Below are 15,112 nucleotides of genomic sequence, written 5' to 3' on the forward strand. Positions count from 1 at the left end.
TTCAGGCCCCCGTCACCGCGCGGAGTTCCGGCCGCTTGGCGTGGCGGTCGTCGCCCGAGGAACGGCCGCGCAGGCGGCGGCCGAGCCAGGGGCCCAGGAAGGTGCCCGCCCACCGCAATTCGGCGCCGAGGGTGGCGAGCGGGGAGGGGAGCGGGGTCTGCGGCGGCGGCAGCGGCTGCGTCCACGAGTCGTCGCTGCCGGGGAGGCCGAGGGCGTGGGCGACGGCCGCCGCGATGCGGGTGTGGCCGAGCGGGGACGCGTGCAGCCGGTCGGGGCTCCACAGGCGCGGGTCGGTGACGACAGGTGGGCCGGCCGTCTCGGCGACGACGACGCCGTGCCGGTCGGCGGCCTGCCGGATGCGCGTGTTGAGGGCCCGGACGCGGGAGCCGAGGGGGCGGGCGAGCGGGACCAGCCTGCCGACGTCGGGGAAGGTGAGCGTCGCGACGCGGGCGCCGTGCGCGGTCAGTTCGGCGAACATCGCCTCCAGGTGGCCGGCCACCTCGTCCGCGTCGAACCGGGGCCGCATCAGGTCGTTGACGCCGGCGACGACGGTCGCGAGGTCCGGGCGCAGGGCGAGGGCGGGGCCGAGCTGGCCGGCGCGCACCTGGCCGGCGAGCCGGCCCCGTACGGCCAGGTTGGCGTACCGCAGGTCCGGGTGGTGCCGGGCGAGCAGTTCGGCGAGCCGGTCCGCCCAGCCGCGCAGGCCGTGGATGTCGTCGCCGTCGCCCACGCCTTCCGTCTGGCTGTCGCCCAGCGCGACGTAGCGCCAAGAGGCTCCGGGCCCCCGGCCGAAGCCCGGTGACCCGTGGAGCCGGCGCGTCCGCGTGTCCTGCGGTATGCCGGCCCCGCCGTCTCCCGGCCTGCCTTCGTCCCCCACCCCACACCTATTCACTTTTTTGACTATACCGGTGGCGGCGGGCCCCGTCTCCCCCCGCCGCCTATCCTTCGACCCATGCCCCTCCCCCTGCGCGCCGCCGGCGGCCACCGCCTCCCGCCGCGGGCCGCCGACGCCCTCGTGGCGGGCCTCGTCCTCCTGGTCGTGGCGGTCTGGACGCTGGCCGGCGCGCGGAGCGCGGGCGAGCCGCCGCTGCGTACGGCCCTCGGCTGGGCACTGCTCGTGGCGGCCTGCGGGGTGCTGTACCTCCGGCGCAGGCGGCCCGTCGCCGTGGCCGCCGCGACGCTCCTCGCCTGCGTGGTCTATTACCCGCTGACGGCGCAGGACGGACCGCTCATGATCAGTTTCGCGGTCGCGCTCTACACGACGGCCGCCGAGGGCCGGTTCGCCGCCGCCGTCGCGCTCGCCGCCGTCACCCTCCTCGCGGTCGGGGTCGGCGAGATCCGGCAGCAGCCCGGCCACCGGCAGATCGACGACACCTCCCTCGCCATGCTGGCCGGCTGGCTGATCAGCCTGGTCGCGGTGGGCCGCGCCCAGCGCACCCGGCTCGCCTATCTGCACGAGGTGGAGCAGCGGGCCCTCGCGGCCGAGCGGGAGCAGGAGGCGCGTGCCCGGCAGAGCGCCACCGAGGAGCGGCTGCGGATCGCACGCGAACTGCACGACGTCCTCGGACACACCGTCTCCCTCATCAACGTGCAGTCGGGCGCGGCGCTGCACCGGCTCGCCAAGGGCCCCGAACCCGAGGCCGCCCTCGCCACCGCCACGGAGGCCCTGGAGGCGGTGAAGGCGACCAGCAAGGACGCGATGCGCGAGCTCCGGGCCACCCTCGGGGTGCTGCGCCGGGCCGACGAGTCCACCCCGACCGCCCCGGCCTCCGGCCTCGCCCTCCTGGGCGACCTGGCCGAGCGGGCCCGCGCCACGGGCCTCGACGTCCGTACGGAGGCCGTCGGCAGGCCCGTACCGCTGCCGCCGCCCGTCGACCTGGCCGCGTACCGGATCGTGCAGGAGTCTCTGACGAACGTCACCCGCCACGCGGGTGCCCGTACGGTGACGGTCACCGTGGAGTGGGGCGCCGAGGCGGTACGGCTCCGGGTCCGGGACGACGGGGACGGCGCCCCCGAGGGCCGGCCGCCGGGCAGCGGCATCCGGGGCATGACGGAGCGGGCGAGGGCGTTCGGGGGCGAGCTGACCGCCCGTGGCGTGCCCGGCGGCGGCTTCCTCGTGGACGCCCGGCTGCCGTTCCGCCCACCCGGACCGCCCGGACCGCCCGGCGCCGAGGCCGCCGGGGCCGCACACGGGCCGGCATCCGGTCCCGGGACCAGCCCCACGACCGGCTCCCCGGCCGCCCCGCCCGTGGCTCGTGGCCCGCAGGGACCCGCGGGAGGCGCCCGTACCGGGGAACGCGCCGGGCCCCCCGTCGCACCACCGCCCACCCCCGCCTCCGAGGAGGACCCCCGATGATCCGTGTCGTGCTCGCCGACGACCAGAACCTGGTCCGGGCCGGATTCCGGTCGATCCTCTCCGGCGAGGAGGACATCGAGGTGGTCGGCGAGGCGGGGGACGGCGAGCAGGCCGTCGCACTCGCCCGGGAGCTCCGGCCCGACGTCGTCCTCATGGACATCCGGATGCCGGTGCTCGACGGCCTGGCGGCGACCGGCCGCATCACCTCGGACGGCGACCTCGCGGAGGTCCGGGTGGTCGTCCTGACGACCTTCGACGCGGACGACCACGTGTACGGGGCGCTGCGCGCCGGCGCCTCCGGTTTCCTCGTCAAGGACACCGAGCCGATGGAACTGCTGCACGCGGTACGGGTGGTCGCGCGCGGCGACGCGCTGATCGCCCCGGCCGTGACCCGCCGGCTGATCGCCGAGTTCGCCGGGCGGATCGGCCGGCAGCCCGATCCTGCGCCCCGTCTGAACGCCCTCACCGAGCGCGAACGCGAGGTGCTCGGCCTGGTGGGCGCGGGGCTGTCCAACGACGAGATCGCGGGCCGGCTGGTGCTGTCGCCCGCGACCGCGAAGACCCATGTGAGCCGCATCATGACGAAGCTGGGCGTGCGCGACCGAGCCCAGCTGGTCATCCCCGCGTACGAGTCGGGGATGATCACACCGGGCTGGCTGGCCTGACCGCCGGGTCCGCCCCGCCCCCCTCCTGAGCCTCCGGCCCACAACTGAGGGAGTACGCCGGCGCGGCCGGACACCACTCCCGGCGTACGCCGGGTGTCCACCCCGGGCCGACGCGCCGGCCCGGCCCGTACGCCGACGCTGGCGGTGTGCATCAGGACGTACTCGATCTCGCGCGGCTGCAGTTCGCCCTCACCGCCGGCGGACACTTCCTCTTCGTCGCCCTCACCCTGGGGCTCGCGACCGTCGTCGCCGTGCTCCAGACGAAGGCGACGTTCGGCGGCACGCCGCTGGACGCCCGGATGGTGCGCTTCTGGGGTCAGCTGTACGTGATCAACTACGCGGTCGGGATCGTCACCGGGCTGGTGATGGAGTTCCAGTTCGGCATGGCGTGGAGCGGTCTCACCCATGAGGCGGGCAACATCCTCGGCGCCTCGCTCGCCGTCGAGACCATCGTGGCCTTCTTCGTGGAGTCGACCTTCTTCGGCCTGTGGATCTTCGGCTGGCACCGGCTCGACCGCTGGGCCCATCTGGCCGCGATCTGGGTCGTCGTCCTCACCGCGTACCTGTCCGCGTACTGGATCCTCGTCTCCAACGGCTTCCTCAACCATCCGGTGGGGTACGCCTCCGAGGGCGGCGAACTCGTCCTCGACGACCCGGTCGCCGTCCTGACGAACCCCTCCGCGCTCCTCGCCTTCGGCCACGTCCTCGCCGGCTCCCTGCTCACGGCCGGGTTCTTCATGGCCGGGGTGAGCGCGTACCACCTCTTCCGGCGCAGCCCGGAGTGGGAGTTCTTCGGCCGCAGCCTGCGGATCGGGGTGTTCCTGTCTGCGCCGGCGCTGATGGTGACCGCCGTCTTCGGAGGGCTGCAGTTCGCGAGCCTCGCCACCTTCCAGCCGATGAAGTCGGCGGTGTTCGGCGCGCGGACCGCCGATGTCGCCCGGCTTCAGGCGGAGCTGTCGGCGCGCTTCGGGCCGGGCGACTACGTGCCCTCGGAGGCGTGGACCCGAGGCGGCGGTCTGCTCATGCTGATCAGCTTCGCCCTGATGATGTACCTGTGCTTCGCCGGGGTCGTCCTGGCCTGCTTCCGGAAGACCGTTTTCCGGTTCCGGCTCTGGCACGTCGTCCTGATGGCGGCCGTCCCGCTGCCCGGACTCGCGATGATCGGCGGGTGGGTCTTCCGGGAGTCGGGCCGGCAGCCCTGGGTCGTGTACGGCCTCCTGAGGACGAAGGACGCGGTCTCCGACCTCTCCCCCGGGACCATGCGCCTCTCGCTCACCGTCTTCACCACCCTGTTCGTCCTGCTCGCCGTGCTCAACGCCTGGCTGCTCACCCGGCACGCCCGGCGCGGCCCCGTGGAGGGGATCGGCCTCGGGCAGAAGGAGGGACCGGCCTCCGGGGCTCCCGATCCCGCCGACGCGCTGCCCGCGCCGCGCTACTGACCCGGAAGGACGGCCGCCCCCGGCCCCCGTCTCTCCCGTGCCCCCTGTCACCCTGCCCCGCTCCGGCTTCGGCCCCCACCCCGGCCACCGGCCCCTCGAGGAGACCCACCCCCGTGGACATTCCGGCCATCGCCATGCTCGGCTTCTTCTCCGCCGGCTGGTTCGTGCTCGCGGGCGCGGACCTCGGCACCGGCATGCTCGTCCCCTGGCTCGGCCGGGACGACGGCGAACGGCGCCTCGTCCTCGCCTCCTTCGCCCCCTTCTTCCTCGGCAACGAGGTCTGGCTGGTCGCCACCGCCGGGGTCCTCGTGGGCTGTTTCCCCGCGCTCGAAGGGGAACTGATGAGCGCTCAGTACCCGGTCCTCGTCGCGCTCCTCACCGGCTGGATCGTCCGGGACGCAGGGCTCTGGTCGCGCGGCCGGGGCCCGGGGCCGCGCTGGCGCGCCGGCTGCGACGCCGCCGTGACCTGCGGCAGCTGGACCGTCGCCCTGGCCTGGGGCTGGCTGCTCGCGGCCCTGCTGACCGGCAGGCCGTACGCCCCCGCGACGGGCCCCACGGCCGTCCTGACGGCTCTCGCCGTCGCCGCCCTGTTCGCCGCGCACGGGCTGGGGTTCGCCGCGCTCCGGCTGACCGGGCCGCCGTACGAGAGGGCCCGCGGGCTCGTCGGACGGGCGGGGCGCCCGTGGCAGTCCTTCGCCCTGACCGCCGTCCTGATGGCCGGGCTGCCGCTCGTGGCGGGGACCGCCCTGCCGCTGGCCGAGCGGGCCGCCTCCCCCGCGACGCTCGCCCTGCTCGTCCCCGCCCTGCTGGTCGTGACCCCGCTCCTCGTGACCGTCCAGGCGTGGATCTGGCACACCTTCCGGCACCGGGTCACCGGCCCCTCGTACCTGTGAAGCCGCGCACCGCTGCCGACTCCGCCCCTACAGCTCCTTCTTGTGGTGCAGGGCCTTCTGCAGCCGGGCCACCACGGCCTCGCCGTACCGCCGGTGGCCGTGCACGCGCGGGTCGTCCGTCACGTCGTACCGCTTCACATAGGCGCCCAGGAACGCCTGGAGGGTGGCGACGGCCGGGATGGCGATCAGCGCCCCGACCGCGCCGAGCAGGGCCGTCCCCGCGATGACGGAGCCGAAGGCCACCGCCGGGTGGATGTCCACCGTCTTGGAGGTGAGCTTCGGCTGCAGCACGTAGTTCTCGAACTGCTGGTAGACCACGACGAAGCCGAGCACCCACACGGCGTACCAGGGGTTGACGGTGAAGGCGATCAGCATCGGCAGGGCACCGGCGAGGTACGTGCCGATGGTCGGGATGAACTGCGAGACCAGCCCGACCCACACGGCGAGCGCGGGCGCGTACGGCACCTCGAGGATCTCGAAGAGGACGAAGTGCGCGGCACCGGAGATGAGGGCCATGAGGCCGCGCGAGTAGAGGTACCCGCCGGTCTTGTCGACGGCGATCTCCCAGGCGCGCAGCACCTCGGCCTGGCGGGCGGGCGGCAGGACGGAGCAGAGCGCCCTGCGCAGCCGGGGACCGTCCGCCGCGAAGTAGAACGCGAAGAGGAAGATCGTCAGGAGCCGGAACAGCCCGCCGAGGACGGTGGCGGAGACGTCGAGCACGCCGCTCGCGCTGTTCTGCACGTACTTCTGCAGCCATTCGGAGCTGAGCACGCTGTCCTGGACCTCGACCCGGGACAGGTCGGTGTGGAAGGTGACGTTGGTCCACTTGATCAGCGCGTCGAGGTACTTCGGGAAGTCCTCGACCATGGCGACGATCTGCCCGGCGAGCATCGAGCCGAGCAGGACGACGAATCCGACGCCGACGACGAGGACGCCGAAGAAGACCAGGAAGGTCGCGAGGCCGCGGCGCATCCCGCGCGCCGCCATGCGGCCGACCGCCGGTTCGATGGCGAGGGCGAGGAAGAAGGCGAGCAGGACGTTGACGAGCAGGCCGATGAGCTGGTGGAAGGCCCAGCTCCCGAGCTGGAAGCAGGCGTAGAGGGCGAGGGCCAGGACCAGCGCGCGCGGCAGCCAGCGCGGCATGCGCGCGGGCCCGGGAACGGACTCGGCCGGACTCCCGGCCAGGGGCGCGGACCCGGACGTGGAGCCGGCGGCGGTGGCAGGCCCGGGGGCCGGGCCGGAGGCGGGGGCGGAACCGGACCCTGCCGCCGGACCGGACCCTGCCGCCTGACCGGAGTCCGGGTGGTCGCCCGGGGTGTCGGCCGCGGCCGGGCCTGGGCCGCCGCGCGCCGCCCGCGCGTCGGCCGCGGCCCGTCCCGCCGGCGCATCGTCCGGCGCCGCCGGGCCGTTCGGGCGGCTCACGCCGCGCGGTGCCGTGCCGTCGCGGTTCTCGGTCGTGTCGTGGTGGTCGGGCGTCTCGGGCTTCTCGTTGTCGTCAGTCGGGGCCACCCCGCCAGTCTCGCGCACCGCGCGGACATTCCCTCCCGGACCCCTCACATCCCCGCGTCGCTCCCCGGGCGGCCACCGGCCGCCACCGCCTCCCCGGCGCGCGGGTCAGCGCTTGTCGGCGGGTACGTCCACGGCGGCGCAGACGGCCCGCCACACGTCCTTCGCCTCCCAGCCCGCCTCCAGTGCCTGCCGTACCGTCCGGCCCCCCAGCTCGGACATCACGTGGTCACGCGCGAAGGACTCCGCGTAGGCCTCACCGAAGTGATCGGCCATGCGTTCCCAGAAAATCGTCAACCGCATGACTCCAGTATCCCGCTCCGAAGAGTGCAGCCCGGCCCATGGGCCTTGTCTCGGGGCCCGCGCCCCCTAACGTCGGAACATGGCCGAAAAACCCCACTCCTCCCCTCCCGTTCCGTCGTCGACGCCGGTGGCTCGCGCCGAGCGCTTCGTCTGGCTGACGGCCCGCGTCCTCGAACAGCGCCGGTTCGCCTACCACTTCCTGCGCGGTGGCGCGGACCAGGTCGAGGCCGCCCTGGCCGCGTACCTCAACGAGGACGGCGGCTACGGCCACGCACTCGAACCCGATCTGCGCGGGCCGGTCAGCCAGCCGCTGCACACCGCGCACGCGCTCCGGGTCCTGGACACCATCGGCCGCTGCGGCGGGCTGCGCGTGGAGCGGATCTGCCGCCACCTCACGGAGATGTCCACGCACGAGGGCGCGCTGCCCGCGGTCCATCCCTCCCAGCGCGGCTACCCGGTGGCGCCCTTCGTCCCGGTCGAGGACGCGCCGCCGGCCTCGCTGCTCACGACCGGCCCGGTGGTCGGGCTGCTGCACCGCAACCAGGTCTGGAACGCCTGGCTGTTCCGGGCGACCGAGTTCTGCTGGGCGGCCGTGGAGTCGCTGGAGGAGTCGCATCCGTACGAGATCGAGGCCGCCGTCGCCTTCCTCGACGGGGCGCCGGACCGGCCGCGGGCCGAGAAGGCGGCGGACCGGCTCGGGCGGCTGGTGCGGGAGCGGCGGCTCGCCGTCCTGGACCCGGACCGGCAGGACGAGTACCCGGTCGCGGACGGGTACGCGCCCGGCGAGCACCACTTCCCGCACGACTACGCGCGCGTGCCGGACTCGCTGGCGCGCCGCTGGTTCACGGACGAGGAGATGGCCCGGTCGCTCGACCGTCTCGCGGCGGACCAGCAGGAGGACGGGGGCTGGCCGGTCAATTGGCGGGTCTGGGCGCCCGGCACCGCCCTGGAGTGGCGGCCGATCGTCACGATCGAGGCCCTGCGCACGCTCCGCGCGCACGGCCGACCCATCGGCTGACCCGCCTCCCGCCGTCCTGAGGCCACGGCCGCGTGGCGTCTCCGTGGCCCCGTGGCGTCCCGTGGCGTCCCGTGCCGTCCCGGTGCGGGCGCCACGGGGCGTGGAAGGTCAGCCGGCCAGGGCGCGGACCCCGGCCGTGACGAGGACGGCGGCGCCCACGACGACCAGGAAGGGGGCCCGCAGGACGAGCGCGAGGGCCGCCGCGCCGAGCCCGGCGGCGCGGGCGTCCAGGACGAGACCGGTGCCCTGGCCGAACGTCTGCTGCGCGGTGAGCGCCGCGAGCAGGGCGACGGGCAGCAGGGCCGCGAGCCGCTGGACGAGCGGGAGTTCGAGGGCGCCGGCGGGGACGAGGAGGCCAAGGAGCTTGACCACGTAGCAGGCGGCGGCGGTCAGGCCGATCGCGATCCAGACGTTCACCGGCCCTCTCCCTTCGCGTCGTCGTGCCGGGCGCGGCGGCCCTGGAGCCAGAGCACGGTGGGGGCGGCCAGGGCGGCCGCGAGGACGGGGACGCCGGCGGGCAGCACGGGGAGCAGTCCGAGCCCGAGGAGGACGGCGAGACCCGCGGTGGCCCGTTCGGTCGCCGTCCGCAGCATGGGGGCGAGCAGGGCGAGGAAGACGGCCGGTCCGGCCGCGTCGAGGCCCCAGGCGGCCGTGTCGCCGAGCGCCTCCGCGCCCAGGGCGCCGAGCAGGGTGGTCAGGTTCCACAGGACGTACAGCGTGAGGCCGGTGACGGTGAACCCGAGGCGCGCGGCCCGCCGGTTCGGCTGGGCGAGCGCGACGGCAGTCGTCTCGTCGATCACCCACTGCGCGGCGAAGGGCCGCACGGGCCGCGGCAGGGCGAGCAGCTGGGAGAGGCGCAGCCCGTAGAAGGCGTTGCGGGTGCCCAGGAAGAAGGCTCCGGCGGCCGCGGTGAAGGGATTCCCGCCGGCGGCGAGCGCGCCGACGAGGGCGAACTGCGAGGCGCCGGTGAACACCAGAAGGCTCAGCGCGCAGGTCTGGAGCAGGGTGAGCCCGGAGCCCGCGGAGGTCACGCCGAAGGCGAACCCGGAGAGCCCGACGGCGATGCCGACGCCGAGCGCGTCGCGGACGACGGCGGCGTCGGTCTTGGCGGGGCCGTCGTCCCGTATGACTGGAGGTGCTGTCTGTTCTGCCACGTCAGGGACGGTACGAGACCGCCGGTCGTCCGGTCTTGTACGTTCTTGCGCGCCCCCGCCGGGCCGGGTGGCCGCGCCCCGGCCCTCCCTCAGCCCCCGTTCCCGTACGTCCCCACGCCCCGCGCGCGCTGGTACGCCCCCGGTGGCACGCCGACGCTGCGCGCGAAGTGGCGGGTGAGGTGCGGCTGGTCGGTGAAACCGACCGCGACGGCCGCCTCCGCCGGAGAGGTCCCGGCGTCAAGCAGCCGTCTGGCGCGCCGCACGCGCGCGTCCGTGAGCCAGGTGTGCGGGGGCATCCCGTACACCTGGCGGAAGGCCCTGAGCAGCGCGAAGGGGCTGGTGCCGAGGTCGGCGGCGAGCCGCTCCAGGGTCGGCGGGTCGGCCATCCGCTCCTCCAGGACGGCACGCGCGCGTGCCGCGTTCCGCGCGCCCGCCGAGCGCGGCGGCAGCGGGGCGACCAGGCCGCCGTGGCTGCGCAGCATCCGGGCCGTGACCAGGCGCAGCAGACTGTCGGCGGCGAGCGCGTTGCCCTCCTCGGCGGCGCGGTGGACGCCGACCACGAGCCGGGCCGCGTGCGGGTCGTCGACCACGGGTGAGGTGAAGCCGACGGAACCGCGCAGGGCGAGGGTGTCGGCGGCGATGGACCGGATCAGCTCCGCGTCCGGGTAGATCGTGCGGTACGTCCAGCCCTCGGGCACGCCCGCGTGGCCGGTGTGCGGGGTGTCCGGGTTCACCAGGGCGATCTGGCCGGGGCCGGCACGCACCAGTTCGTCGCGGTAGTGGAAGGCCTCGACGCCCTCGGTGATCGCGGCGAAGACGAAGGTCTCGTGGGTGTGCCGGGCGAAGGCCTTGCGGATGTAGTGGGCGTGCAGCAGGTCGACGCCGGGCAGCTCGGGATACCGCCAGTACCGTGCCCGTTCACCGCCGCCCGCCATGCTGCCATTCTCCCCCGCGCTCCCCTTCGGCGGCAGGCCGCCCCGGCGGTCCTCCGGCCGGCGCACGCCACCGGCGGCGGATTCCCGCAGGTCCGGGCGGTTGTCAGTGGGCGGGTGCACGATGGGGGGCATGGTCAGGTCCGCGCTCGACTCGTTCTCCCCCGCGACCCGTGGTTGGTTCACCGGGGCCTTCACCGCGCCCACGGCCGCCCAGGAGGGCGCCTGGCGGGCCATCGGCGCCGGTTCGGACGTGCTCGTGGTCGCGCCCACCGGCTCGGGCAAGACGCTGGCCGCGTTCCTCGCCTCCCTCGACCGGCTGGCGTCGTCCCCGCCGCCCGCCGAGCCGCGCAAGCGCTGCCGCGTGCTGTACGTGTCGCCGCTGAAGGCGCTGGCCGTGGACGTCGAGCGCAATCTGCGCTCCCCGCTGACCGGCATCCGCCAGGAGTCGGTCCGGCTCGGCCTGCCCGAACCGGACATCCGGGTCGGCATCCGTTCCGGTGACACTCCGGCCGCCGAGCGCCGCGCGCTCGCGACCCGGCCGCCGGACATCCTCATCACCACGCCCGAGTCGCTGTTCCTGATGCTCACCTCGGCCACGCGCGAAGCCCTCGCCGGCGTGGAGACGGTCATCCTCGACGAGGTCCACGCGGTCGCGGGGACCAAGCGCGGCGCGCACCTGGCCCTCTCCCTGGAGCGGCTCGACGAGCTGCTGCCCCGGCCCGCGCGCCGGATCGGCCTGTCGGCGACGGTCCGGCCGGTGGACGAGGTGGCCCGCTACCTCTCCCCCGGCCGCGCCGTGGAGATCGTCCAGCCGCCGTCCGGGAAGGAGTTCGACCTGTCGGTCGTCGTCCCGGTCGAGGACATGGGCGAGCTGGGCGGCTCGCCCGCCTCCGAGGGAAAGGAGGGCGGCGACAAGCCGTCCATCTGGCCGCACGTCGAGGAGCGGATCGCCGACCTCGTCCAGGCCCACCGTTCCACGATCGTCTTCGCCAACTCGCGGCGCCTGGCCGAGCGCCTGTGCAACCGGCTCAACGAGATCGCGTACGAGCGGGCGACCGGCGAGGCCCCGCCCGAGGGCCCCCCGCCCGCGGAGATCATGGCCCAGTCGGGTGCGGCGCAGGGTGCTCCGCCGCTGCTGGCGAGGGCGCACCACGGCTCGGTGTCCAAGGAGCAGCGCGCCCAGGTCGAGGAGGACCTGAAGGCGGGCCGGCTGCCCGCCGTGGTGGCGACCTCCAGCCTGGAGCTGGGCATCGACATGGGCGCGGTCGACCTGGTCGTCCAGGTCGAGTCGCCGCCGTCCGTGGCCTCCGGGCTCCAGCGCGTGGGCCGCGCGGGGCACCAGGTGGGGGCGGTCTCCACGGGCGTGGTCTTCCCCAAGTACCGGGGGGACCTGGTGCAGGCGGCGGTGGTGACCGAGCGGATGCGCAGCGGTTCCATCGAGTCGCTGCGGATCCCGGCCAACCCGCTGGACGTGCTGGCGCAGCAGCTGGTCGCCATGGTGGCGCTCGACACCTGGCAGGTGGACGACCTGCTCACGGTGGTGCGCCGGGCGGCGCCGTTCGCCTCGCTGCCCGAGTCCGCGTTCACCGCCGTCCTGGACATGCTGGCGGGCCGCTACCCGTCGGACGCCTTCGCCGAGCTGCGGCCGCGCGTGGTCTGGGACCGGGTCGCCGGGACGGTCACGGGCCGGCCGGGGGCCCAGCGGCTCGCGGTGACCTCCGGCGGCACCATCCCCGACCGGGGCCTGTTCGGTGTGTTCCTGGCGGGCGCGGACCCCAAGAAGGGCGGCGGCCGGGTCGGCGAGCTGGACGAGGAGATGGTGTACGAGTCGCGGGTCGGCGACGTGTTCACCCTGGGCACCACCTCGTGGCGGATCGAGGACATCACGCGCGACCGGGTCCTGGTGTCACCGGCGCCCGGCGTGCCGGGGCGGCTGCCGTTCTGGAAGGGTGACCAGCTGGGGCGGCCGCTGGAGCTGGGCCGCGCGGTCGGCGCCTTCCTGCGCGAGGTGAGCGCCCTGGGGCCGGAGGATGCCCGGCTGCGGCTGCTCGCCGCGGGGCTCGACGCCTGGGCCGCGGAGAACGTCCTCGCGTACCTCACCGAGCAGCGGGAGGCCTGCGGCCACGTGCCGGACGACCGGACGATCCTGGTCGAGCGTTTCCGGGACGAGCTCGGGGACTGGCGGGTCGTGATCCACTCGCCGTTCGGCGCCCAGGTGCACGCGCCGTGGGCGCTGGCGCTCGGCGCGCGGCTCGCCGAGCGGTACGGCATGGACGCCCAGGTGATGCACGCCGACGACGGCATCGTGCTCAGGCTGCCGGACGCCGACCTGATGAGCCTGGAGATGGGCCTGGACCTGCTGGACCACGAGCCGGTCGACCCGGGGCGCCACCAGGACACGGCGTACGACGCCGACCGGGCCCCCGTCGGCGCGGCGGACGCCCTCTTCGACAAGGGCGAGATCGCGCAGATCGTCACGGACCAGGTGGGCGGCTCGGCGCTGTTCGCGTCCCGCTTCCGGGAGTGCGCGGCCCGCGCGCTGCTGCTGCCCAAGCGGAACCCGGGCAAGCGCACCCCGCTCTGGCAGCAGCGGCAGCGCGCGGCGCAGCTGCTCCAGGTGGCGAGCGAGTTCGGTTCCTTCCCGATCGTCCTGGAGGCCGTCCGCGAATGCCTCCAGGACGTCTTCGACGTGCCCGGCCTGACCGAGCTCATGGGGGACATCGAGGCCCGGCGGGTGCGCCTGGTCGAGGTGACGACCCCGGAGCCGTCGCCCTTCGCCCGTTCGCTCCTCTTCGGGTACGTGGCGCAGTTCCTGTACGAGGGCGACTCACCGCTCGCGGAGCGGCGGGCGGCGGCCCTCTCGCTCGACTCGCGTCTCCTGGCCGAGCTGCTCGGGCAGGCGGAGCTGCGGGAGCTGCTGGACGCGGACGTCCTCACCGAGCTGGAGCGGGAGCTCCAGTGGCTGACGGACGACCGCCGGATCAAGGACGTGGAGGGCGTCGCCGACCTGCTGCGGGTGCTGGGGCCGCTGACCGACGCGGAGCTGGCCGAGCGGGGCGCCGACGCCGCCTGGGCGCCCGAGCTGGGCCGGGCCCGGCGGGCCATCCGGGTCCGGATCGGCGGTGCGGAGCACTGGGCGGCGGTGGAGGACGCGGGCCGGCTGCGGGACGCGCTGGGCACGGCCCTGCCGGTCGGTGTGCCGGAGGCCTTCACCGAGCCGGTGAAGGACCCGCTGGGCGATCTCCTCGCCCGGTACGCGCGGACGCACGGTCCGTTCACCTCCGCCCAGGCCGCCGCGCGCTTCGGCCTGGGGGCGGCGGTCACGGACGGGGCGCTCCAGCGGCTCGCCGCCGCGGGCCGGGTCGTGCAGGGTGAGTTCCACCCGTCCGGGATCGGCCAGGAGTGGTGCGACGCCGCCGTGCTGCGGCGGCTGCGCCGCCGTTCCCTCGCTGCCCTGCGCCACGAGCTGGAGCCGGTGCCGCCCGCCGCGCTCGCGACGTTCCTGCCGCAGTGGCAGCACGTCGGCGGCGGCGCGCTGCGCGGGATCGACGGCCTGGCCCGGGCGGTCGAGCAGCTCCAGGGGGCGCCCGTCCCGGCCTCCGCGCTGGAGAAGCTGATCCTCCCGTCCCGGGTCCGGGACTACGCGCCGGGGCTGCTCGACGAGCTCACCACCACCGGCGAGGTGGTGTGGGCGGGTGCGGGCGCGCTGCCCGGCAAGGACGGCTGGGTCTCGCTGTACCTGGCGGACGCGGCGCCGCTGCTCCTGCCGCCGCCGCACCCGCTGGAGCTCACCGCCCTGCACGAGTCGGTGCTGACCGCGCTGTCCGGCGGGTACGGCCTGTTCTTCCGGCAGATCGCGGACCAGATCCGGGCCACCACCCACCCGGAGGCCACCGATCCGCAGCTCGCCGACGCCCTGTGGGAGCTGGCCTGGTCGGGCCGGCTCACCAATGACACCCTGGCCCCGCTGCGCGCCCTGCTCGGCTCGGGACGCACGGCCGGCTCGACGGCGCACCGTGCGCGGCGCACGGTGCCCCGGGGCCGGTTCGGCGCCCTCGGCACGACCGCCCGCACGGCGTCCCGTACGGGGCCGCCGACCGTCTCCGGCCGGTGGTCGCTGCTGCCGGGGGCCGCCCCCGAGCCCACCCACCGGGCCCACGCCCTGGCCCGTACCCTCCTGGACCGGCACGGTGTCGTCACCCGGGGCGCGGTGGCCGCCGAGGGGGTGGAGGGCGGTTTCTCGGCCGTCTACCGGGTGCTGTCCGCGTTCGAGGACAGCGGCCAGGCCCGCCGCGGCTATGTGGTGGAGGGGCTGGGGGCGGCCCAGTTCGCCATGGACGGGGCGGTGGACCGGCTCCGTGCGGCGGCGACCGCCCGCGACCGGGGTGCCGAGGCCGCGGCGGGCCCGCGTGCGGTGGTACTGGCCGCCGCCGATCCGGCCAACGCGTACGGGGCGGCGCTCTCCTGGCCCGAGCCGCCGACGGGCGCGGGCCACAAGCCGGGCCGCAAGGCGGGCGCGATGGTGGTCCTGGTGGACGGCGAACTGACGCTGTACATGGAGCGCGGCGGCAAGACCCTGCTGTCGTGGCCCGCCGAACCGGACGATCCCGCCCTGACGGCGGCGGCCGAGGCCCTGGCGGCGTCGGCGCGGCAGGGCGTGCTCGGCACGGTCACGGTGGAGCGGATCAACGGCGCCACGGCCCTGACCTCGCCGCTGGCCCGCCCGCTGGAGGCCGCCGGTTTCCTCGCCACCCCCCGGGGCCTGCGTCTGCGCGCCTGACCCGAGCCGAGCCGGGCCCGCGCACCCGCACCCGCACCCGCACCCGCACCCGCACCCGCACCC

The 15,112-nt window shown here is 75.4% G+C and carries 12 protein-coding genes; 6 read left to right on the forward strand and 6 right to left on the reverse strand.

Annotated features, from left to right (window positions below; genetic code table 11):
- Position 1 precedes the first annotated feature (1 nt).
- Positions 2–754, reverse strand: coding sequence for an SGNH/GDSL hydrolase family protein (locus tag ABTY40_RS09985; RefSeq protein WP_352059085.1), 753 nt, complete (start codon positions 752–754; stop codon positions 2–4).
- Positions 755–952: 198 nt separating this feature from the next.
- Here ABTY40_RS09985 and ABTY40_RS09990 point away from each other — a divergent pair, with 198 nt between their 5' ends.
- From ABTY40_RS09990 to ABTY40_RS10005, 4 genes are all read left to right on the forward strand, one after another.
- Positions 953–2,356: a sensor histidine kinase gene (locus tag ABTY40_RS09990; RefSeq protein WP_352059056.1), complete on the forward strand. Its 1,404-nt coding sequence runs from the start codon at positions 953–955 to the stop codon at positions 2,354–2,356.
- Entirely contained in the window at positions 2,353–3,021 is a 669-nt protein-coding gene (locus tag ABTY40_RS09995; RefSeq protein WP_352059057.1) for a response regulator, read from the forward strand. Before ABTY40_RS09990 ends, ABTY40_RS09995 begins: the two co-directional genes overlap by 4 nt.
- A 146-nt stretch (positions 3,022–3,167) precedes the next feature.
- A complete protein-coding gene (locus tag ABTY40_RS10000) occupies positions 3,168–4,460 on the forward strand; it encodes a cytochrome ubiquinol oxidase subunit I (protein WP_352059058.1) in 1,293 nt (430 codons plus the stop codon).
- A gap of 113 nt (positions 4,461–4,573) precedes the next feature.
- Complete coding sequence (locus ABTY40_RS10005) at positions 4,574–5,353, forward strand: cytochrome d ubiquinol oxidase subunit II (RefSeq protein WP_352059059.1); 780 nt, start codon at positions 4,574–4,576, stop codon at positions 5,351–5,353.
- A 27-nt stretch (positions 5,354–5,380) separates the two neighbouring features.
- Here the strand turns inward: ABTY40_RS10005 and ABTY40_RS10010 are convergent, their stop codons facing one another.
- Positions 5,381–6,496, reverse strand: coding sequence for an AI-2E family transporter (locus tag ABTY40_RS10010; protein WP_352059086.1), 1,116 nt, complete (start codon positions 6,494–6,496; stop codon positions 5,381–5,383).
- 471 nt (positions 6,497–6,967) lie between these two features.
- Positions 6,968–7,162 (reverse strand): DUF3046 domain-containing protein, encoded by a 195-nt coding sequence (locus ABTY40_RS10015; RefSeq protein ID WP_345289344.1) that lies wholly within the window; start codon positions 7,160–7,162, stop codon positions 6,968–6,970.
- A 79-nt stretch (positions 7,163–7,241) separates the two neighbouring features.
- Between ABTY40_RS10015 and ABTY40_RS10020 the strand changes: the two genes are divergently transcribed.
- The gene (locus tag ABTY40_RS10020; protein ID WP_352059060.1) at positions 7,242–8,180 is read left to right on the forward strand and encodes a hypothetical protein; all 939 of its coding nucleotides are present in this window, start codon (positions 7,242–7,244) and stop codon (positions 8,178–8,180) included.
- A 108-nt stretch (positions 8,181–8,288) separates the two neighbouring features.
- Here the strand turns inward: ABTY40_RS10020 and ABTY40_RS10025 are convergent, their stop codons facing one another.
- The 3 genes from ABTY40_RS10025 to ABTY40_RS10035 form a co-directional block, all read right to left on the reverse strand.
- Positions 8,289–8,597 carry an AzlD domain-containing protein gene (locus ABTY40_RS10025; RefSeq protein WP_352059061.1) on the reverse strand — a complete coding sequence of 103 codons (309 nt, stop codon included), beginning with the start codon at positions 8,595–8,597 and terminating at the stop codon, positions 8,289–8,291.
- Positions 8,594–9,334, reverse strand: coding sequence for an AzlC family ABC transporter permease (locus ABTY40_RS10030; RefSeq protein WP_352059062.1), 741 nt, complete (start codon positions 9,332–9,334; stop codon positions 8,594–8,596). Before ABTY40_RS10030 ends, ABTY40_RS10025 begins: the two co-directional genes overlap by 4 nt.
- Positions 9,335–9,423: 89 nt before the next feature.
- Positions 9,424–10,269 (reverse strand): AraC family transcriptional regulator, encoded by an 846-nt coding sequence (locus ABTY40_RS10035; RefSeq protein WP_352059087.1) that lies wholly within the window; start codon positions 10,267–10,269, stop codon positions 9,424–9,426.
- A 130-nt stretch (positions 10,270–10,399) separates the two neighbouring features.
- Between ABTY40_RS10035 and ABTY40_RS10040 the strand changes: the two genes are divergently transcribed.
- Positions 10,400–15,049, forward strand: coding sequence for an Lhr family ATP-dependent helicase (locus ABTY40_RS10040; protein ID WP_352059063.1), 4,650 nt, complete (start codon positions 10,400–10,402; stop codon positions 15,047–15,049).
- Positions 15,050–15,112 lie beyond the last annotated feature (63 nt).

Origin of the sequence: Streptomyces sp. NPDC126503, assembly GCF_040302405.1 — a bacterium.
In the GTDB taxonomy this organism is placed as follows: domain Bacteria; phylum Actinomycetota; class Actinomycetes; order Streptomycetales; family Streptomycetaceae; genus Streptomyces; species Streptomyces gulbargensis.